The organism is Pedococcus sp. P1_H8 (assembly GCF_056405175.1).
In genome coordinates this window covers 1-361 of the sequence record NZ_JBFUCP010000473.1, presented here as the reverse complement: position 1 = coordinate 361, position 361 = coordinate 1, and the positions used below count along the sequence as shown (strand labels likewise).

Below are 361 nucleotides of genomic sequence, written 5' to 3'. Positions count from 1 at the left end.
GCCGATGACCTCGGGGGTGTTGTCCAGCTTGCCGCGGTGCTCGAGACCCCGGGTCCACGCGAAGATGGACGCGATCGGGTTGGTCGAGGTGGGCTTGCCCTGCTGGTGCTGGCGGTAGTGCCGCGTGACGGTGCCGTGCGCGGCCTCCGCCTCGACGGTCTTGCCGTCCGGGGTCATCAGCACGGAGGTCATCAGGCCGAGCGAGCCGTAGCCCTGCGCGACGGTGTCCGACTGGACGTCGCCGTCGTAGTTCTTGCAGGCCCAGACGTAGCCGCCCTCCCACTTGAGCGAGGAGGCCACCATGTCGTCGATCAGCCGGTGCTCGTAGGTCAGGCCCGCGGCGTCGAACTCCGCCTTGAAC

General features: G+C 69.0%; 1 protein-coding gene. It reads right to left on the bottom strand.

Translation table 11 applies throughout. The features are described 5' to 3' along the window. On the bottom strand, positions 1 to 361 hold a 361-nt coding region (locus tag AC1DYG_RS20905; RefSeq protein WP_477641738.1), incomplete at both ends, for an isocitrate/isopropylmalate family dehydrogenase.